This window comes from Sphingomonas phoenicis, from assembly GCF_047238005.1.
Classification (GTDB): domain Bacteria; phylum Pseudomonadota; class Alphaproteobacteria; order Sphingomonadales; family Sphingomonadaceae; genus Sphingomonas.
In genome coordinates this window covers 2568114-2588884 of the sequence record NZ_JBDFMC010000002.1, presented here as the reverse complement: position 1 = coordinate 2588884, position 20771 = coordinate 2568114, and the positions used below count along the sequence as shown (strand labels likewise).

Here is a 20771-nt window from a genome sequence, read left to right as displayed (position 1 = left end):
TTTTTTCCTGATATTATCGCCGCTTGGCGGCGCAGGGCCGCCGGGGCGGCTGCTTACAATGGGTAAAAACAGGCCATTGTCAGCACATTGTCAGCAAAGTTTGTTGTGGCTTGATTTTCGGGGTGTGCCTTCTGTCTGCCCGGGGTGATCCGGACGCCGAGTCGAGAGGCCATTTTACCCGCAAGCATCCCTCTGGCCTGCATGGCGAGACGAAGGGCTTGTAGCCAAGATGGCGGCACGAAGCCCTCGGGCGCGCGACAGGGTCGTGTCATAGTAGTGTGCCTGTGAGGTTCCCACTTCCGCTTTATGTGTTTGAAAATCCCGTTCCGTTCGGCACAGGTCGGTCTTCCGTCGCTGGTAGTGACGATCGGAGGCAGCGCGTCGAGAATGACGTGCTCCCCAAAGCCCTACCAGTCATAACTGGAGTCCGGGGTTGGTATGGTGCCCCTCGGGGCGGTGTTGCACAACCCGCCTGGCAGCATCGGCGGGCGTCAGCCCGCCAACACCACTATGCGGCCGCACATGGTTGTAGTCGTCGCGCCAGAGCCGCAGCACCGAGCGGGCATGGCCGAGCGATACGAACAGCGTCTCGTTGAGGCATTCGTCGCGCAGACGACCGTTGAAGCTCTCGACGTAGCCGTTCTGCTGCGGCTTGCCCGGCGCGATGTAGTGCCACTCGAGAGGCCGTTCCTGCGTCCATCTCAGGATCGCCAGGCTGGTCAGCTCGGTGCCGTTATCGCTGACAATCATCAGCGGCGGTACGCCCCTGAGCGCGATGATGGCGTCGAGCTCACGAGCGACACGCGCGCCTGACAGCGAGGTGTCCGCCACCAGCGCGAGGCACTCGCGCGTGAAGTCGTCGACCACCGCCAGGATACGGATGCGCCGGCCGCTGATCAGCGTGTCGCTGACGAAGTCGAGGCTCCAGCGCTGGTTCGGTCCCTGTGGCAGCGTCATGGGTGCTCGGGTGCCTATCGCTCGCTTGCGGCCACGCCGACGCCTGACCCGCAGGTTCTCCTCGCGGTAAAGCCGCAGCAGCTTCTTGTGGTTCATGACCAGACCCTCGCGAGCCAGCATGATCCCCAGCCGCCGGTAGCCGAAGCGCCGACGTTCCGCCGCGATCTCGCGCAGCCGCGACCGAAGGTCGCCATCATCACTACGCCGGGGCGCGTAGCGCACCGACGTCCTGTCCACGCTGAAGATGGTACACGCCCGACGCTCGCTGATGCCGAACAACTGCCGAGCATGCTCGACAGCCTTCCGTTGAGCGGCGGGCTTTACCAGTTTTTTGCCGCGACTTCCTTCAGCACGGCATTGTCGAGCATGGCGTCGGCCAGCAGCCGTTTGAGCCGGCCGTTCTCCTCCTCGAGCACCTTCAGCTTGCGCGCCTGCGACACGTCCATGCCGCCATACTTGGCCTTCCACGCGTACAGCGTCGCGCTGCTGATCCCGTGCTTGCGACACACATCGGCGGTCTTCATCCCACCTTCCTGCTCGCGCAGCACCGCGATGATCTGCTCCTCGCTGAACCTGGTCTTCTTCACGTCCGTCTCCTCACGAAGGCGGACTCTAGCTCAAACTGGCAGAGTTTCAGGGGAGCACGTCAGACGTTGTCCCAAAAACATGTATAAAATTTAGACATAAGCAGTCGGGCAAAGACTGGCGGCAAGCCGCGCTACTGCCGACCGGAGTTGATCAGCGTTGATGCCGCTGACCACGCAGCCTCACAATCCCGCCGGCTTCCCATCCGCATATCCGTCAAACGCATAATCGTTGAGAATCTGCCGCCGCCAGAAATAGGCGCGGTCGACCTGCGAGAGCTGGATCTCGTCGCAGAGTTCGGGCCAGCCGGCGACGATCACGCTCGCCTGACTATTGATAATGTCGCGCGCCTCCACGTCGCTGAGCAGGAAGGACGGCGCGGACAGCCGGCAATGTTCGAGCAGGCTGCGCCGATCGTTGCCGAACACCGCCATCGCCTGGTTCGCCTCGCGGCCGTTGCGCCCTTGCGGACAGATGTCATAGGCCGGCGTCAGCGCCAGCTTCGCGCCGTCCCACAGAGCCGCGTGATTGCGGGCGTGGTCGTCGGTGTTGCCGACGAGGATGTTGAACACCATTCGCGCGAAAAGCTCGCGCAAGGTCTCGCGCGGCGCGACGAAGCGCGCGCGCACGATCTGCGCAAGGTCGACATAGCTCGCATAATGCGCCTGCAGTTCGGTCAGCCCGAGCATGGTGAGCGCCGACACCATCGCCTTGCGCGTCCAGCCACCTTTGGCCTTCGCCCGGTCAAAGCGCTGGACGAGTAATATGTCCTTGCCGTTCGCGGACGTCAGAACGACCGGCGCGACGTCGAGGCCGACCCGCGCGGCGAGCCGCATCGCGACATATTCGGATTTGACGACGGCATAGGTGTCGTTCGACGCAGAGAATTTAGCGATGAACTTGGTGTCGCAATCCTCGATCAGCGCCTTGGGCCGCGCGCCGCCAATCGAGCTGCCATGAAACAGCGCCTTCTCAAGTCCCGCAGGGATCGGCTCGCCGCGCTCGACATGGCCGGCGGCATCCTGCAACTCCTCGAGCGACGCATTGTCCTGCTCGCGCGGCTGGTAGCGATCGGGCGAGCGCTGAAAATCGAGCGCACCGATACGGTCCGACCCGGAATTGAGCATGAAGGTCAGCTCGTCGAAATCGACATCCTGCGCCGCGTCACCATGGAGGCCGGTCAGCCGATTGATGATGACGCGTCGACCCCAGGCGTCGGGCGCGCCGTCGCGCAGGCATCCGGCCATATCGAGCGGAGGGTTGGGCGGGAGCGTCCCGCGCTGTAGCTCTAGCTCGGGCGAGAAGATCGGAATGGCACGTTCCCGCTCAAGGTATGAGCGGCCATAGGTGAAGACATGGGTGCGGCCGTCGCGCTCGATCCGCCCGGCGACGACCGGCTCGAATGCGCCCGGCAGCCAGATCCAGACGAACGCTTCGGTAGCGGCCGGGAGGCCCGCATCGACCTCAGAAGTCATCGCGGGTCTCCCGGCGTGGCCGCCGGACCGACTGGGGAAGCAGCGCAAGCTTGTCGTTGAGGCGGGAGACCTCGGGCGCGAGCCGCGACGGCTCGTCGACGAAGAGCGGCACGCCGAGCAGGGCCGCGGCTTCGAACGCCAAGCCAATCTCGACGCGCGGCTGTCCTTTCTCGATCAGCTGGAGCGTGCTGCGCGCAATGCCGATCCGCCCGGCCAGGTCGGCTTCGGTCATCTTGCGTTCTTTGCGCGCGAGCCGGATCGCGCGACCGAGGAGCGTCAAGGCTTCGCGTGTCGTGCGCGAATAGGTGCGGACATGTTCTGCCATATATGATCCAGTGACCAAGATGGCAGGCGCAGAATGCTTTCGTGCCTGCCATCTCGGTCATTACGCCGACCTCGTAGAACTTACAAGTAATGACCGGCAAAACAGGCACGAAATGCCTTTATGACCGCCAAAACGGTCATTGCTCATCTGCTGGCCAAGACATTGCACGTCGCCAGCAGAGCAAATCAGGTAGTTCGTACATTAGCTTCAGGGCATCAGGCCAGCCGACGTCAGAGAATAAGCCGAGGATCAAGACAAGCTATGCACGGCACCCCGGATCATCGAAGATCGACCGTTGGTCGGCAATGTAGCGCCGGATGATCCGGACGACGACGCTGTTGGCAAGACTTTCGTGATGATAGCCCTCGCGCGCTGCCAGCCCCAGCAGCGCGGCGTGCACGATGTCGGTCGGGAACGCCAGGAATCTGCTACCGTCACCGCGATGAATATCCCTTCATCGCCCGATAATGGACTTATTCAACAGCCCGCAAAGACTGTTGCTCATCCTGCGGCAAGCCGCGCCACTGCCGACCGGAGTTGATCGGCGTCGATGCCGCCACCCGCAAACTGCGCGGCCAACGTCGCGATGAGCATGTTGTCATCCACTTCGGCCGGCATCGACCGGCTTACCGGCCGCGCTGGCACCTGAGAGACAGTCCGCCGCCTCGGCGCAATCCGCCGCTCTTTGCCATCCAGCACGGCCGCGATCTTTGCCGCGACCGCGTCTGCCGCCGAGCGTAGCAGATCATCGATATGGATGTAGCCTTGCGTCACACCGCGATTGCCGTGCCCGAGCAGGCCGGCGATCGTCAGCTCGGAATAGCCCAGTTCGCCCGCTATGCTGGCGAAGGTGTGGCGGAAGACGTGCGGCGTCACGCCCTCGATCTGCGCGGCCTTGCAGAGCCGTTCGACAAGATCGGGCACCTGCTTGTACCAGGTTCCCGTCCAGTCCGAGGGGAAGACATAGGGATTGCCCGGCTGCTCGGCTTGCGCCTCGATTAGCTCCATCGCCACCGCGCCGACGACACGGACCTGCGCGCCGCTCTTGGTGTCGGGAAACATCACGCAGTCAGCGTCAAAGTCGACCCAGCCGCGCTGGAGCGCCTGTGCCTCGTTGCGGCGGAAGCCGGTCAGCAGGATCAGCCGCACCGCGGCAAGGCCGACCGGATGCTCGCCTTGATCCGCAGCGGTCCGCATCGCCTCGCCCAGCGCGGCGAGTTCGGCGACCGACAGCCGGCGCGTCCGCTGACCGCTCGCCAGCCGACGGACACCCCGCGCTGGATTGTTGTCGATCTTGCCGAGCCGCAGCGCGTGCTCGAACACGGCATGAAGCGTCGAGATGCTGCGTGAGCCGGCCCCCACGCCGCCGATCGTATCGCGACCGCGCCCGACCCCGCGTGACCGCGACGACTTCCCCTGCGCCACATCGGCCTGGAAGGCGGCGATGTCGGGCGGCCCCAGCGACTTCACCTTGCGGGCGCCGATCAGCGGCTTGATGTGCCGCTCGATCCGGCTGCGATCCATCCGCAGCGTGGACATCTTGATCGGCAGCCGCCGCCGGCCGAGCAGTCGGCCGCTCTCCGCCTCCTCCAGATACCAGTCGCAGATGTCGGCCACGGTCGGCGCCGCGCGCGCGGCATCACGCGTCTCGATCGGATCGTCACCTCGTGCCACGTCGCCCAGACGCTTCTTCGCCTCGACGCGGGCCTGCTCGACCGTCAGCACCCCGCACCGGGCCAGCGTCAGCCGGCGGCTGCGGCCGTCGGCATTGCGATACTGGAGGACGAAGGTCTTGAGGCCGGATGGCAGCACCCGCACGCCGAACCCGCGCAACTCCTTGTCCCAGTGCGTTTCCTGTCCGGATGCCGGGATCGGCAATGCGTCGATCCGGGTCTTGGTGAGCTTCGCCATAAGCAACCCTCCCGCGTATTTTGCTGACAATAGCGCGGGAGGTCAAATTGTAAGCATATTGTCAGCAAATTCGATCAAAACAGGGCGTATTCGAGAGATTTATGGCGTAGGTTCAATTATAACTAAGTGTTGAATAACAGTAGTTTGGCGTAGAATGGCGTACAGCAGCGAACTGTATTTCCCAAATTGGTAAGGCTGAGGTCGTGAGTTCAATCCTCACCGGCACCACCATTTTCATAATATTGCCGCCGCTTGGCGGAAGCAGGCCTTAAGCTGTCACGGGCCCACATGCCTCTGCACATCCGGAGACGATCAGGCTGGGTCTCATTACCGGATCGAGCAGGAGCAACGCCCCAAGCCGAAATCGCCTCGACACCTCATAGCTCAGATCCGACCTCCGTGGATGTCGCCCCGAAGTATCATTGGGGCCGTCTGCCAATTAAGGTACGGAGCACAAGTTCACCGCTAAAACCAGTCACGAGTACAGTGGAAGGCCTCAAAGCCAAATTCTTAGTGAATGGCGGATCCGCGCCTGAAAACGAGTGTGAGGTGCTGGTGGCGAACAACAGCTACCCGACCCGCAACCAGCGACACTCTTCACCCTTCCCACGAGAAGGCAATCAACGCTGTTCCTCCACTCAGCGACCTGACGGCACGGATGAGCGCGAGTCTGGTAAGAGTCTGCTTGATCGGAAAAATGCGGCTGCCATAGGCCGCCCGGTCTCCGTAACGAATTCCTAGCAATTCCAGCGTATTTCGTGGAGCACGTTTTGGAGTGATCTCGACATGGTGCTCTCGTTGGCCAGCAGGCTTCTTTCTTCTGCCAAGATATTGACGAAGATCAAGGCTGGATTGCTCTTGACGACCGTCCTTCTGACCGGTGCGGTGGTGACGTCATTACCGGGCAAGCCGGCCGTTTCTCAGCCAGTGCCGCCGGCATCATCGGCACCGACGACGCCCGTTGCCCTACCAACCGCGGTGCCATCGGGCACGTTCGCGTGGTGTTCGGCCGAGGGAGGCAAGTGCGAGTTCGAGGGTACGGGAACAGTACGTTTCGGGACGGCGACGCAGTACATCACGGCGACGGCGACCGGATCGATGGCGTGCACGAACGCGGCGTTCGGGACGGATCCGGCGCCGGGGGTGGTCAAGCAGTGCTGGGCGAGCACGAAGGTATTGGGAGCGACGGCAGGTGTGTCGCGTCCATTTCAGCTGGGTGTGAACCTGGTGAGCGGGGTGTACTGGTCGGGCGAGCAGGTGTTCGCCAACCTTGCGACGTCCGACGAGTGGGCAGCGGAGTTCAATCCCGACGAGTTCGGCAACATCACCATCCCGGCCGGCCGGACGGCGCGGCGCCTGCTGCACCCGCCTGTCGAGGTGCTGAACCATACGGCCAAGGTCGATATCGTCTGTACATGGAACGGCGGTGCGAAGGCTTTCCTGGATGGCATGCACCGTGGCACGAAGCCGTGGAGCACGGTGCCGGGCAAGCTGACCTTCGAGTGGAACGGCCTGGCCCCTGATGCCGGGAACAACACCTGGATCGACTTTCGGGAGGGTAATGTCGCCGATCTGAAGTGCCTGGACATCAAGGCGGACCCGAAGCAGGTCTTCAGCGCGGAGTTCCGCGAGAGCATCAAGCCATTCTCGGTTTTGCGTAACCTCGACATCAGCCCGGCCAACGGCAATCCGCGAGCCGATCAGATCGTCTGGAACACCCGCACTCGTCCCGAGTCGATTGATCAACTGCGCAACGGCCATGTCAGCTACGAACTGTTTGTCGACCTGAACAACAGCAACAAGTCGTCGCCGTGGTTCACGCTGCCGTATAACGCCAGCTCGGCCTATCTGCGCAGCTTCGCGCAGATGGTCCATGACCGCCTCGACCCCAGCCTGCCAGTCTATGTCGAGTTGTCCAACGAGGTCTGGAATTCGCAGTTCGGCGCCAATGCCGATGCACGGCGGGAGGGCATGGCGGCCAAGCTCAACGACAACGAGTGGATCGCCGGCCACCTCGCCTATGCAGCGAAGTTCAAGGCGGCGATGGCGGTGATCGCCGACGTGTTCAAGGATCGGCCCGGCCAGCTGGTCCGCGTCTATGGCGCGTGGTCGCCCAGCCCGTGGCATACCGAACTGGCGTTCAACGAGGGCAAGATCGCCGGTTCGGTCGATGCCGTCGCGATCGCACCCTATTTCGGCCATGACCTGCCCAGGGAACTGGCCGGCGTCACCGACCGGACCCAGCGCATCGCCGCGCTCAATCGTGCCGTCGACAAGTCGCTCGGCGAGATGGCCGCGCAAAAGGCCATCACCAACAAGTACGGCGTGCGCCTCATCACCTACGAGGCCGGCCAGCACATCGTCGGCGGCGACAACAACCTGATGGCCGATCTGAACCGGGACCCGGCCATGTACGACGCCTACAAGCGCTACATCGGCGCCTGGCGCGACACCGTCGGCGACCTGATGACGATGTACAACACCACCGGCAGCATCAGCCAGTACGGTGCCTGGGGCATGCGCGAATATGCCGGGCAGCCACTCGCCCAAACCCCCAAACGACGCGCCGCACTCGAGTTCGGACGCAAGTAGAACAGACAAGGGGCCGGCAATCGCCGGCCCCTTTTTGGCGCCTGCAACATGCGATACCAGCAACGAATTGTGCGTTGATCCTTCGAAACGCTGGAAGACAGTCGGACATTCGATCGTCGGGAATATGACGCCGGACCTGCACCGACAGGTTGATCACTCCTCCCCCCTTCATCACGGCAACACGCGTCGCCTTGCTTTCGCAGGGCGACGCATGACGCTGTCTCTCGGCAGCCCACTTGATCATTCCCAGCGTCGGGTCGAACGGGTCGACGAGGATCCGGTGCGGCTCTGATGTCGAGACCTTGGCGATGTATTCGTAGGGCGTGAGTCCGCTCAGCATCTCGACGGGCAAGCAAAGTCGCAGACCACCATGAAGTCGACAAGGTGCCTTCGCAGCTGGTCGTGGCTTTCGTGGTGGAAACGTTGAGCATCGTCGCCTTGATGGCGCGCTTCATCCGCTGATCCCAGCCTTAGCCCGGACGGGCTCGGTCTGTTTACCCGCTAGTGGCTAGGTTTGGGCAGGTGCTATTCGAGATCGCCGGTACGATCGATGCCCACGCACAGGTACGGCTTCGCCATGAGCAGTTCACACCTTGGCGATGTCCATGTGGAAGAAGCCAATTGCATGACGCTGGAAACGCCGACGCGTCGGCGTGTCGCCCTCTGTGGGAGAGCCGTGCTGCCAGAACGCGACGATCACCGCCTCTTCGGCTTCGGACGATGTCGTTGGACGAGGAGCCCTGGGTCTTCTGATCCTCGACCGTCGCTCCTCCTGCGCCCATGGCCACAGTCGTCAGGCGATCCCCGGTTCCGGCTCAATGTCACGAGCGCAGCCTGCGATCGCTGTATCGCTGCTCGGACGGCGTGCGTGATCGTGTCACTCCCGCGACGGACATGTCCCATGCGACCTCCTTCCATGCCAACGAAAGGAAGCGCACCATCAAACACGGAGACAGCGTCGCCGGTCCGCCTCCACTTTCGGGGAGGCGGACCGATCGTACGTGGTTAGAAGCTCGCGCGGACACCCACGCGGAAGGTGCGGCCCAGGACGTCGTAGAGCAGCGGGTTGAAACCATAGCTCACGCCATTCTGTGGTGACTGCTCAGGCGCCTTGTTAGCGAGATTGTCGATCTTGAAATAGGCCGACAGCTGCTTCGAGAAGTTCCACGAGCCACCGATATCGACATAGAATGCGCCCGGCATCGAGTTGTCGCCGATCGTCGAGGTGTTGCCCGTCGGATCCGTCGTCGGGCAGCTGCCCGGCGTGCACTCGACATACTCGTTCGAGTAGACACCATCGGAGAACCAGCGCTCAGTGACCGAGAACGAGAACTTGTCCGTATCCCAGCTCTGGATCGCGAGCACCTTCCAATCAGGCGTGGCGCCACGATTGTTGCCGGCCTGCTCGGTCGGGATGGTGCCTGGCAGGCCCGACGTCTCGGTGTAGTGCAGCACCCGCGTGGCCAGGCCGCGGATCGAGAACGAGCCCGGCAGGCCAAGACCGCTGAGCGGACGACGGTAGCTGGCCTCGATGTCGAACCCGTTGGTGCGGACCTGGGCGAAGTTGAACAGCTGCTCGTTCACGAACAGTGGGCCGGCCGCGGTGTCGAGGTTAAAGGACGAGCAGAACACGGAAATGTTCTGCTGGAAGCACTGGTTGATCGCCGCCTGTCCGCTGAAGGCGATGATGATGCCCTTCACCTTGATGTTGTAATAGTCGAACGAGGCGTTGAAGCCGGGCAGGAAGCCCGCCTCGCTGCCGTTGAAGACGATACCGCCGGTGGTGTTCCGCGACGTTTCCGGCTGCAGGGCGGTGTTGCCGATCGTGTTCGTCGGTGCCTGAACGAACTGCCCTGCCGTTGGCGACTGACCGGGTGCGCGGGTATCCAGATAGGTCGCGTTCGCAAAGGTCGGCGTCCGGAACAGTTCCGACAGGTTCGGTGCACGCACGTCGCGTGAGGTCACGCCGCGCAGGCGGATGCCGGTGAGCGGCGTATCCCAGGTGCCACCGACCTTCCAACTCGTGATCCAGCCCGACGTGCTGTAGCGCGTCTGGCGAACGCCGGCGTTGATGTTGGCGCGGCCGATCTGATCCTCGTTCGAGATCGGGATGTCGAGCTCGAGGAAGCCCTCGTGGACGTTGTAGCGGCCGGTGCCGTTCTTGTAGTTGCCGGCGTACCAGTTGCCACCGCTGACCGTGTTCTGCGTCGGATCCGCCGGGTAATCGGCCGTGTTCGGGCTGTTGGCGGTGACGCCGTTGCCGTACGGATCCGCCTCGGTCCGGTACCACTCGCGCCGGAATTCGTAACCGAACGCCACCGACAGCGGGCCGGCCCAGGTCTGTAGCGGCTGGCCGTTGAAGCTGAGCGCCGCCGCATTCTGGCTCGACCAGGTGTGCTGGTACGGCCCGACTTCCGGCTTGACGTAGTTCAACGCCGCTTCCGTCACGCCGCCATCGCCGATGATGTTGAGCGGGACGCAGCCTGCCGCGCGCGCGGCTGCGTTGGCGCAGGCGATCGTGCCGTTGGGCAGGCGCACCGCCTGATACGCGGCCCTGAACCGCGAGATGTTGAGCATGTTCGACACATGCAGGTCGGTGTAGTTATGCCCGTATTCGTAGTAGGCGTCGTAGCTCCACTGCGTACCGAGCCCCTCGAACTTGCCCGCCGCGCCCAGCACACCGCGCAGGTTGGTGCGGACGGGACGAACCTTGATGAAGTCGCCCAGCTGCGCGAGCGCCGAACCGTATTGAAACTGCGTAATCCCCGCATTGGTGCAGGCCTGCTGGATGGCGGCAGGCACGAACGGGTTGGCATTGGCATTGTTCACGCCGCACTGGATCGTCAGGTTGGCCTGCTGCGCATAACCCGGGTTCGGCGAGTTCTCCGACTTCACGCGAGAGGCGTTGAAGGTGGCGTAGATCTCGTTGTCGGGCGCGAAGTCGTAGCCGACGCGACCATAGGCGTTGAACCGCTCGAGCTTGCTGGCGAGGCTGGTGCCCGCACCCACGACGCCGCTGGTGTCGCCGCCCGAGCAGAAGGACGGCGTACAGCCCGTCACAGCGCCCGTGCCGGTCGGCACGCCGTTCGATCCGTACTGGAACTGATAGGGCTGGCCGTTCGCGCCGAAGGCGATGCCCTGCAGCGGACCGGACGTGATCAGGCCGAACTTCGAATACTGGTACTGCTGTGCCCGGTCGACATATTTGATCCGCGGCTGGCCGGCGGGCGTGTTGGTGGTGCCGGTCTGCACGAAAGCGGGCGAATCGAACCAGTCGCGACCGTTCGCGCCGGTGATGCCGAAGCCCGGATTGGGCACGCCGCCCTGATAGCCATATTCGCCGCTGAGGGCGACGTGCAGACGATCCTCGGCGAAGCTGTCACCCCAGGCGACTTGGGCGGTGCCGCCCGCATCGTCGCCATAGGTGGTGATGCTGCCCTGGATGTTCGCCTTGAATCCCTTGAAGCGCTTGTCGGTGACGAAGTTGACCACGCCGGCGACGGCGTCCGAGCCGTAGGACGCCGATGCGCCGCCGTTCACCACGTCGACCCGCTGGATCAGCAGCTGGGGGAACTGGCTGACGTCGGTGACGCCGGAATAGTTCGCACCGACGAAGCGTTGGCCGTCGAGCAGCGTCAGGGTGCGGATCGCACCCAGGCCACGGAGCGCGAAGGAGCTGAGCCCCTGAATACCGCTCGACGTGCTGCCCACCGACGTGGCGCGGCCGGTGCTGCCCTGCAGCGAGGGCAGCTGCGTCACCGCATTGAAGATGTTGGGCTGGGCAAGGCGGTTGATGTCGGCAGCGCCGATGACCTGGGTGGGCGTTGGCGCCGAGAAGCCGCTCGCCGTGATCCTCGATCCGGTGACGACGATGTCTGCTGCGGAGGCACTGTCATCCGCCTCCTGCGCATCGACGGTCGCAGCAGAAGGGGGGCTTGCCGGATCGGCGGTAGACGGCGTGCTGGCGGCCGATCCGGGCTGGATCGTCGGAGCGGGCGCGGACTGGCCGGCGGGATCCGCCTGAGCAAAGGCGGGTGTCGCGAGCACTACCGCGAGTGCCACGCCGCTGGCGGTCGCCATCGCCCGACGCCGCATCGACGTACCGCTGCCTGTGCTGAATTCAGATGTCATCACGAAACCCCCTCTTCCGAAACATGATCCGGAGAGGGTCGACGCGAAGTGGGAATGGCGCATCGCGCCTGCTGCGCCCCGGCGGCTTTCCGCTCGGCCACGCCCCTGCCCCGTCGGGATGTCCTCTCCATATACGTAGCTACTTTGTCGACGATCCTTTGCAGTTTGTCGACAACTTTATGGTCTTGCGTGCATAAATTGTGCAGAATTGACGCAAGATGTAATCTTGTTGCAACACCGTGCCGTTCGGCTGCCTCATGAGCGCCGGCCTAACACCCAGAATTATTCCGCGGAAGGCAGACCAAAGACGTAGACGGCATAGCCCGTCACCGGCCGGTGGACCTCGGTCAGCATGGTGCCCGGCTTCAACTGCGGACTACCGCCGCCCAGGGCGGTGGTCACCGCGATATACTGCTTCCCGTCCACGCTGAACGACACGGGGAAGCCCTGCACCGTCGTGCCCAGCCGCGTCTTCCACAACGTCCGTCCGTTCCGGACGTCGATGGCGCGGAACACACGGTCGAAATCGCCGACGAAAGCCAGATTTCCCGCCGTCGACACCACGGACGTGAGGAAGGGCGCTCGCTGCTGGAACGTCCACAGCGGCTTCAGATCGGCGGCACGATAGGCGGACAGGCGACCGAGATTACCGCCGGTCCCCGGCATTTCGTAGTAAACTTGGCTGCCGTTCCCCAGCATCAGCACGCAGCTCTGGCTCAGCGGGATGACCAGCGCGTCGGTCGGCTGGTGATAGCTCATTGCCTGCCAGTTGTGCCCGCCTTCCGGCCCCGGGCACGAGGACAGCCACTGGTCCGACTGCTGCTGTACGACGTCCTTGCGGTATGTCGGCCGCCCCGTCTTCGGGTCGATTCGGGTGAACACGTTCTGGAACACGGTCTGCGCCGAATCGACGTACTTGCCGGTCTCGCGATCCAGTTTCCACAGGATGCCGACCTTGCCGATCGTGTAGAGCGACTTCTTTGGCCCATGGTCGACCAGGACTCGCTCGAACACCTCGTCCAGGTCGAACGTCTCGCCCGGCGCATGGTTGAACCACCATTTCAGCTTGCCGGTATTCGGGTCGAGGGCAAGGGTGGAGTTGGCGTAATCGGTGGCACCGGTTGCCGATCCGCGCTCGTCGCGCCGCCACGGCTTGCCCTGCGCCGTTCCCCAATAGGTGGTGTCGAGTTCGGGGTCATAGGTACCGGCGATCCATGTCTCCGATCCCTTGCGATCATTGTCGGCCATCCCGCCCCAGCTGTCGCCGCCGGGCTGGCCGGTCAGCGCGACCGTGGTGAACTTCCAGTCGCGCTTGCCCGTCGCGGCGTCATAGGCGCTGATGTAGCAATGGTCGGGCGTTCCCTTGCGCCCGCAATTCGTCATGCCGACCACCACCTTGCCCTTGATGATGATCAGTCCGCCGGTCGAGAAGCCGATGCCCTTCTTCTCGTCCGTGATATGGGTCTTCCACACCTCGCGCCCGCTGCGCGCGTCCAGTGCATAGACCCAGCCCTCCGGGGTGTTGACGTAGAGATTGGTGCCGTAGAGGCCCATCGACCGTGTCTCCACCGACGACGGCCCCGGCCCCGCACTTTTCGGGAGCGGACCAAGGCGGTTCTCCCAGAGCAGTTCGCCGTTGCGTGCGTCGAGCGCCTGGATCGTGTTGCCCACCCCCCACATGTACATGATGCCGGCATGGACGATGGGGGTGTCCTCCATCGTCCCGTTTTCCGGCATGGACCACATCCATTTCAGCTGCAGCTGGCCGACATTGCCGGTGTCGATCTGGCTGAGCGGGCTGTAGCTCCACCCCTGATAGTTGCGCCGGAACATCAGCCAGTCGCCCGCCGGTGGATCGCGCAGCATCGCGTCGGTGACCGGCACGTAATCCTTGATCGCTCCCTCCAGGCTCAGGCCCAGCCTGGTCGGCAGCACGAAGCGGCCGGGATCGGCATATTTCACCGCCTGGCCCGGCGCCGCGAAGCCCGCCGAGGTCGCGGGCGCGGCCGAGCCGCCGGGGCCGTTGGCAGGCGCCGCCTCCTTGCTGCCCGCGATCTGCGCGTTTTGGGACGCGGCACTGCCCGGTGCGGGGCCGGCAGCCTCGGTTCCGGTCGGTGGCGCGGCAGCGAAGGCGTCCGCCGGCGCCTTGCCGCTGGCGAGCGGCCCGAGAACGGTCTGGCTGGTCCGGTCCAGCGGGCTCGCTCCTGAAGGCACGCCGTTGACGTAAAGGACGTACGACACGATCGCGTCATAGGTCGCGTCGTCAAGCGAGCCGCCGCGGCCGTACGGCATCGATGCGTGGATCTTGCTGTACAGCGCCGCGACCGGGCGCTTTCCCCAAACGTTCAGGAACGAGGTGCCGGCCAGCGCCGGTGCGTCGGTCGCTCCGGCAAGATCACCCTGATGGCAGGCGGCGCACTGTTCGGCATAGGCGTTGCGGCCGGCCTCGACCTGCTGCGGCGTGAAGAACCCGACGGTGCCCTGCCCCACGGCAAGGCTGGTGGCGAAGGCGCCGCTCGCGGCGACCAGCAGGAGGTGGGACCGGACACGGTTGCTCATGGAAAACGGCAATCCCTTCAGCGCGCGGGGGTGTCGAGTTGCGGAATGAACCAGTCACCCTGCTGCGGAACCCCCTGTTCGCCACGGGCATGCGCCGGCAGCAGCCAGCCCCACAGCGTTCCCTTCGGTCCCCAGCTATAGCCAGGAGGCGCTTTCTCGCTGTCGACTTGGATATACAGGCGGCCCGTGCGCAGTGCGTCGCGCATCGCCCGTGTCAGCACCAATCGGCCGGACACCGTACCCTCGCCGCTGCCCGTGACGTCCAGCGCGGCAAGTTTAGTACCCGGTACTCCGATGGCGGGACTGATTAGGAGATGAGCAGCGGTGGCGGCGGAGGGCATGCCCCGGAAACTGCCGTTTACGACAAGCCGGCCATCCACCACTTCGGCCGTCGCCTCGCCGCGTCCCGCTATAAACGCCTTGGTCTCGTCATCGAGCGGCATGGGGCCGAGATCGGCCTGGTAACCGGCTCCGATAGCCGGCGCGGCAACGACCAGCGCGACGATAAAAGCCAGCAATTTCCTGCCCATCGGCTTCCTCCCCATTGCACTGTCCGGCCGGTCCGCCCATCGATCGTGCGAGCGGTCTATCACAGCTTTGCGACTTGACGTCCCATCAGATCGCATACAAGATTGCAACTGTCCATACAAAGTCGGCGGCAAACCGGACGCGAACACGCGCCGAGAACAGGAGATCAGGATGAAGGGCGTGCTGAAACTTGGCGTAGCGATGGCGGTGCTCGGCACCACGGTGGCGGCGTCCGCGCAGTTCTCCGGTCGCGAGGATCCGATGCCGGTGACCCAGCCGCGGATGAGCGGCGAATATTGGGCGCCCAAGCCGACCAAGGCGACCGCCTATGCCGCGCCGAATCGCGTGCACTGGAAGCTGTCGGACATCCTGGCCGCCCACCGCGGCAAGACCGACTGGGTCCAGCCGATCATTCGCAATCAGGAGCAGGACGGCGACTATGTATCGCTGGGCGCCGGCAAGAAGACGAAGGCTAAGTTCTACGCCGACGATCGGGTGATGTTCATCGTCTGGGATGGATCGGTCCGCGTGTCAATCGAGGGTGCCGAGCCGTTCACCGCGACCAAGGGCTTCATGGTCAGCGTGCCGTTCCGCCATGTCTACACGGTCGAGAATATCGGAGACCGTCCCGCCCTCTGGTTCGAGGTGCACCAGGCCGGCTCCGCGCCGCTCTACCCCGCCACCGAGACGCCGGATCCGCATCCCGGCCGCACCTATATGAAGGTGACCGGCAATCCCGGGCCGGCCAAGGACCGCGACACCAATCCGACCTATGTCGATTTCATGAAGACGATCGCGGTCGGCGACAAGCCGTACAACGGCAAGTTCGTGTGGGATGACCACTTCACGTCCAACATCCTGCGCGGCAAGGCAGCGGACGCGGTGCCGCCCGACACCAACAAAGGCCATTTCCACACCGACTGGACCGAGTTCTGGTTCATCATGGAAGGCCGGATCGGCTACAAGATCGAGGGATATCCCTATTTCGTGTCGGAACCCGGCGACGTGGTGACGGCCGCAAAGGGTCGCTGGCACCGTGCGGGCAACGATCCCAGCGCGCCGATGTCTACCCGCATCCCGATCAACCCGCGCCCGGTGATCCTTCACAACTTCGAACCCGCGCACTGAACGCGCGACAGGCCCGATCCCCATGCGATTGAACCGACGTGCGCTGCTGTCGATGCCGCCGCTCACCTGGCTGGCGGCGCACACCCCGGCCACGGCCCAGATCACCCCGCGTGAGCGGGCGCCGGGCGACACCGACTGGCTGCACTACGCCAACGATCCGGGCAGCACCCGCTACGCGCCGCTCGATCAGGTCACGGCCGAGAATTTCAACTCGCTGGAGGTGGCCTGGACGTTCCAGACCGACAAGCTGGGCGCACGCGCGGATTACCAGCTGGAGGCGACGCCGCTGGTGGTGAACGGCGTGATCTACTCGACCGCGGGATCGCGGCGCGACGTCGTCGCGCTCGACGCGCAGAATGGCGAACTCCTGTGGATCCACCGTGAGGACGAAGGCGAGCGCGCGCGAAAGGCACCGCGCCAGCTGTCGGGCCGCGGTGTCTCCTACTGGACCGACGGTACGCAGGAACGCCTGCTCTACGTCACCATCGGTTATCGCCTGATCGCCCTCGACCTGAAGACGGGCCAGCGCATCCCGGGTTTCGGGGTCGACGGCGTGGTCGACCTGAAGACCGATTTCGATCAGGAACTCGACCCGGTCGACAGCGATGTCGGGCTGAATTCGACCCCCCTGGTCGTCAAGAACACCGTCATCGTCGGCGCGGCGCATACGGCGGGCAACGTGCCCAAGACCTATGACAACGTGCGCGGCTATGTCCGCGGATACGACCCGGTCACGGGCAAGCGGAAGTGGATCTTCCACACCATCCCGAAAAAGGGTGAGTTCGGCTACGACACCTGGCTCGACGGAACCGACAAGATCGGCAATGCCGGCATGTGGTGCCAGATCTCGGCGGATCCCGCCCTCAACCTCGCCTATCTGGGTATCGAGTTGCCGACCGGCGACGTCGGCGGCCAGTATCGCCGCGGCAACGGCCTGTTCGGTGAGAGCATCGTCGCAGTCGACCTCGATACCGGCGAGCGCAAATGGCACTACCAACTCGTCCATCACGGCATCTGGGATTACGACGTGCCGTGCGCCGCGATGCTGCTCGACGTGCCGATCAAGGGCAAGGTGGTGAAGCTGCTGGCCCAGCCCACCAAGCAGAGTTTCCTCTACGTCCTGAACCGCGAGACGGGGAAGCCGGTCTGGCCGATTCCCGAGCGCAAGGTGCCCAAGGGCGACGTGCCCGGCGAGTGGTACGCACCCACCCAGCCGATCCCGACCAGACCGGCGGCCTATGACGTACAGGGCGTCACGGCGGACGACCTGATCGACTTCACGCCGGAATTGCATGCCAAGGCGCTGGAGGTGATGAAGAACTACCGCACCGGCGGGCTGTTCACCCCCGCCTCGGTCTTCGATCCGCAGGGCACCTGGGGCACGCTGACGGCGCCCAACCTGACGGGTGGTACCAACTGGCCGGGCGGCGGCGCCGATCCGGAAACGAGCATTGTCTACGTCTATTCGAAGACGGTCGCCGACGTGATGACCGAGGTGAAGAACAGCGACACCAAGCTGTCCGACTTCGCCTATATCAATGTTCGCGGCATGCCGACCGCGCCGAAGCGCGGCGATCACACCTACGGCATGCTGACGGTCGAGGGTCTGCCGCTGCTGAAGCCGCCCTATGGCCGGATCACCGCGATCGACCTGAAGACCGGCAGCCACGTCTGGCAAGTCGCGCATGGCGAGACTCCCGACGCGATCCGCAACCATCCCAAGCTGAAGGGCATGAAACTGCCCAAGACGGGCCGCGCCGGCAATGTCGGCCCGCTCGTCACCAAGACGCTGGTGATCTGCGGCGAGCCTGGCGTGTTCACCCTGCCCGATGGACGCCGCGGCGCCATGCTGTGCGCCTATGACAAGGCCAGCGGCGAGCAGAAGGGGGCAGTCTACATGCCGGCGGGTCAAACCGGCGCGCCGATGACCTATATGTTGAACGGACGGCAGCACATCGTGATCGCGGTCGGCGGCGGCAGCTATCCCGCCGAGCTGATCGCGTTCCGCGTGCCCGCTGCCTGACCCTCTGCTGGAAAGACAGATCGATGATCGCCCGTATCGCTCCCCTCGCCCTCGCTGCCGCCACCGCGGTCGCCCTGCCCTCGATCGCGCTGTCGCAGGGCGCGGCTGGTCGCTCCGTGTGGAGCGGCGTCTATAGCAAGGCCCAGGCGGATCGTGGCACCGCCGCCTATGCCCAGCACTGCGCCTCGTGCCACGGCGACTCGCTTGCGGGTGGCGATCAGGCGCCCCCACTGGCGGGCGGCGCGTTCCTCGCCAACTGGAACGGGCAGGATGCGGGCGCACTCTTCACCCGGATCAAGACGACGATGCCGATGGACAATCCGGGCTCGCTCGGCGGCGCGACCGTGTCGGCGATCGAGGCGATGATCCTGGCGCGCAACGGTTTCCCGGCGGGACAGGCCGATCTGCCGGCGGATGCAGCCGGCCAGTCGACGATCACCGTCACCGACGCCAAGCCGGCCGGCTGAGCGGCCACATGGCTTCTGCGCCGCGATGTGGCCGAAAGACGGCTTGCGGCAACGCTTTCATGTTGTATGCAAGTTATATCGATTGAATACATGCTGCCGGAACAAGCCGTGAGTGGGGGATTGGGAGGATGACGAACAACCAGCCTTTGGCGGGCATCCGCGTCCTCGACGTGTCGCAAGTCATGGCGGGCCCATTCTGCTGCATGCTGCTGGGCGACATGGGTGCCGACGTCATCAAGGTCGAACCGCCACAGGTCGGCGACAGTTCGCGGCGGTCGATGGGCTTTCGCCTGAAGGGCGATGACAGCCCCGGCTTTCTGGCATTGAACCGCAACAAGCGGTCGATCGTGCTGGACCTGAAGACCCCGGCCGACCGCGAAACCTTCTACGCGCTGGCCAAGACCGCCGATGTGGTGGTCGAGAACGGCCGCCCGGGCGTCGCCGATCGCCTCGGCATCGGGTACGACACGCTGCGCGCGCTCAACCCGCGCCTGATCTATGCCAGCATCTCGGGCTTCGGTCCCGGCGGCCCATGGGCTCTGCGCCCCGGCTACGACCTGATCGCGCAGGCGATGTCAGGACTGATGAGCGCGGTCGGCATTCCCGATCAGGAGCCGGTCAAGAACACGACGCCCGTCGGCGATCTCGGCGCCGCGCTCTTTGCCGCCTATGGCATCCTGTCGGCGATCATCGGTCGCGAGAAGACCGGCGAGGGGCAACTGATCACCGCATCCCTGTTCGAGGCGGCCTTGGGCCTGTCGATCTGGGAGACCGCGGAATTGTGGGGCACCGGCAAGAGCCCGCAGCCGCTGGGCAGCGCCAACCGCATGTCCGCGCCCTACCAGGCGGTCGAAGCATCTGATGGCTGGTTCGTTTTCGCCGCCGCCAACCAGAAGCTGTGGCTGGCACTGCTCGAAGTGATCGGGCGCCAGGATCTGGCCGACGCTCCCCGCTTCCGCGACAACAGCGTCCGGGTCGCCCACGCGCGCGAGTTGATCGACGAACTGCGTCCCAGCTTCCGCACCCGCACTGCCGATGAGTGGGTCGGGGCGCTGTTGGCCGCTGGCGTCCCGTCCGGCCCGATCCTCAACTACGAGCAGTCCCTCGCCAGCGAGCACACCCATGCGCGTGCCATGGTGCAGGACATCGCGCATCCGGTGGAAGGCAGCTTCAAGGCGCTGGGATTCCCCGTCAAACTGTCGGCGACGCCGCAGGCCGTCCGTTTCCCGCCGCCGCTGCTCGACGAGCATGGCGCCGAGATCCGCCGCGAACTCGCCGACAAGGGGCTGATCGCGCAGCCGCAGGCGGCATGAGCCAGGGGACCACCCGTTACGAAAAGGCCGGGCCGATCGGACGCATCGTGTTCGACCGACCGGAAGCCTATAATTCGCTGACCTGGGACATGTGGCGCGGGCTGGGTGAGGCGTGCGCCGCCATCGCGGCCGATCGCGACATCCGCGTGGTCACGCTGCGCGGCGTCGGCGGCAAGGCGTTCGTTGCCGGCACCGACATCGCCGGCTTCCAGTCCTTCACCGACGGCGAACAGGGCGTCGCGTACGAAGCGGAAATGGACTCCTATGTCGGCGCCGTCGAGGCATTGCCGCAGCCGACCATCGCGATCGTCGACGGCTGGGCGGTAGGCGGCGGACTGGCCCTGTCGTTCGCCAGCGATTTCCGCATCGCCGCGACCGGTGCCCGCTTCGGATCGCCGCTGGCCCGCACCATCGGCAACTGCCTGTCCGCGCGCGGCTATGCGCGCCTGGTTCAGCATGCCGGGATCGCCGTCGCCAAGCGGCTGCTGCTGGGTGCCGAGATCATCGGTGCGGACGAGATGAAGTCGCTCGGACTGCTGAACGACGTCGTCGCACCCGGCGATGTAGACGCCGCAGTCGACGCCCTTGTCGAACGCCTGCTGGGCCACGCGCCGCTGACCATGGCGGTCAGCAAGCAGGCGATCCACCGCCTGAGCGTCGCCAACCAACCCGATATCGACGACCTGATCGCCACCATCTACGGCAGTGCCGATTTTGCTGAGGGTGTCCGCAGCTTCCTGGCCAAGGAGAAGCCGGTATGGACAGGCCGATGAGCAT

The 20771-nt window shown here is 64.6% G+C and carries 13 protein-coding genes; 6 read left to right on the top strand and 7 right to left on the bottom strand.

Annotated features, from left to right (window positions below; genetic code table 11):
* Positions 1-414: 414 nt before the first annotated feature.
* The 4 genes from ABC319_RS13470 to ABC319_RS13455 form a co-directional block, all read right to left on the bottom strand.
* Positions 415-1544 (bottom strand): IS3 family transposase gene (locus ABC319_RS13470; protein WP_413068384.1). Its coding sequence is split into 2 segments (ribosomal slippage): positions 415-1292 and positions 1292-1544, totalling 1131 coding nucleotides; the frame shifts between segments, so codons are not numbered across the junction.
* Between the two features lie 180 nt (positions 1545-1724).
* Entirely contained in the window at positions 1725-3017 is a 1293-nt protein-coding gene (locus ABC319_RS13465) for a type II toxin-antitoxin system HipA family toxin (RefSeq protein WP_413070721.1), read from the bottom strand.
* Positions 3007-3342: a helix-turn-helix transcriptional regulator gene (locus ABC319_RS13460; RefSeq protein WP_413070720.1), complete on the bottom strand. Its 336-nt coding sequence runs from the start codon at positions 3340-3342 to the stop codon at positions 3007-3009. Before ABC319_RS13460 ends, ABC319_RS13465 begins: the two co-directional genes overlap by 11 nt.
* Positions 3343-3843: 501 nt before the next feature.
* A complete protein-coding gene (locus ABC319_RS13455) occupies positions 3844-5253 on the bottom strand; it encodes a site-specific integrase (RefSeq protein WP_413070719.1) in 1410 nt (469 codons plus the stop codon).
* Positions 5254-6111: 858 nt separating this feature from the next.
* Between ABC319_RS13455 and ABC319_RS13450 the strand changes: the two genes are divergently transcribed.
* Positions 6112-7845: a hypothetical protein gene (locus ABC319_RS13450; protein WP_413070718.1), complete on the top strand. Its 1734-nt coding sequence runs from the start codon at positions 6112-6114 to the stop codon at positions 7843-7845.
* Between the two features lie 1005 nt (positions 7846-8850).
* On the opposite strand, the gene ABC319_RS13445 is transcribed toward ABC319_RS13450, so the two are convergent.
* The 3 genes from ABC319_RS13445 to ABC319_RS13435 form a co-directional block, all read right to left on the bottom strand.
* Entirely contained in the window at positions 8851-11976 is a 3126-nt protein-coding gene (locus ABC319_RS13445) for a TonB-dependent receptor plug domain-containing protein (RefSeq protein WP_413070717.1), read from the bottom strand.
* Between the two features lie 282 nt (positions 11977-12258).
* Entirely contained in the window at positions 12259-14535 is a 2277-nt protein-coding gene (locus tag ABC319_RS13440; protein ID WP_413070716.1) for an outer membrane protein assembly factor BamB family protein, read from the bottom strand.
* Between the two features lie 17 nt (positions 14536-14552).
* Complete coding sequence (locus tag ABC319_RS13435) at positions 14553-15065, bottom strand: CHRD domain-containing protein (protein WP_413070715.1); 513 nt, start codon at positions 15063-15065, stop codon at positions 14553-14555.
* Positions 15066-15234: 169 nt separating this feature from the next.
* Between ABC319_RS13435 and ABC319_RS13430 the strand changes: the two genes are divergently transcribed.
* The 5 genes from ABC319_RS13430 to ABC319_RS13410 all read left to right on the top strand — a co-directional run bounded on the left by ABC319_RS13430 (position 15235) and on the right by ABC319_RS13410 (position 20767).
* Positions 15235-16191 carry a cupin domain-containing protein gene (locus ABC319_RS13430; protein WP_413070714.1) on the top strand — a complete coding sequence of 319 codons (957 nt, stop codon included), beginning with the start codon at positions 15235-15237 and terminating at the stop codon, positions 16189-16191.
* A 22-nt stretch (positions 16192-16213) separates the two neighbouring features.
* Positions 16214-18214: an outer membrane protein assembly factor BamB family protein gene (locus ABC319_RS13425; RefSeq protein WP_413070713.1), complete on the top strand. Its 2001-nt coding sequence runs from the start codon at positions 16214-16216 to the stop codon at positions 18212-18214.
* 23 nt (positions 18215-18237) lie between these two features.
* On the top strand, positions 18238-18681 hold the full coding sequence (locus ABC319_RS13420; RefSeq protein WP_413070712.1) for a c-type cytochrome: 444 nt from the start codon (positions 18238-18240) through the stop codon (positions 18679-18681).
* Between the two features lie 128 nt (positions 18682-18809).
* Complete coding sequence (locus tag ABC319_RS13415; protein ID WP_413070711.1) at positions 18810-19994, top strand: CaiB/BaiF CoA transferase family protein; 1185 nt, start codon at positions 18810-18812, stop codon at positions 19992-19994.
* Positions 19991-20767 carry an enoyl-CoA hydratase gene (locus ABC319_RS13410; protein ID WP_413070710.1) on the top strand — a complete coding sequence of 259 codons (777 nt, stop codon included), beginning with the start codon at positions 19991-19993 and terminating at the stop codon, positions 20765-20767. Before ABC319_RS13415 ends, ABC319_RS13410 begins: the two co-directional genes overlap by 4 nt.
* Positions 20768-20771 lie beyond the last annotated feature (4 nt).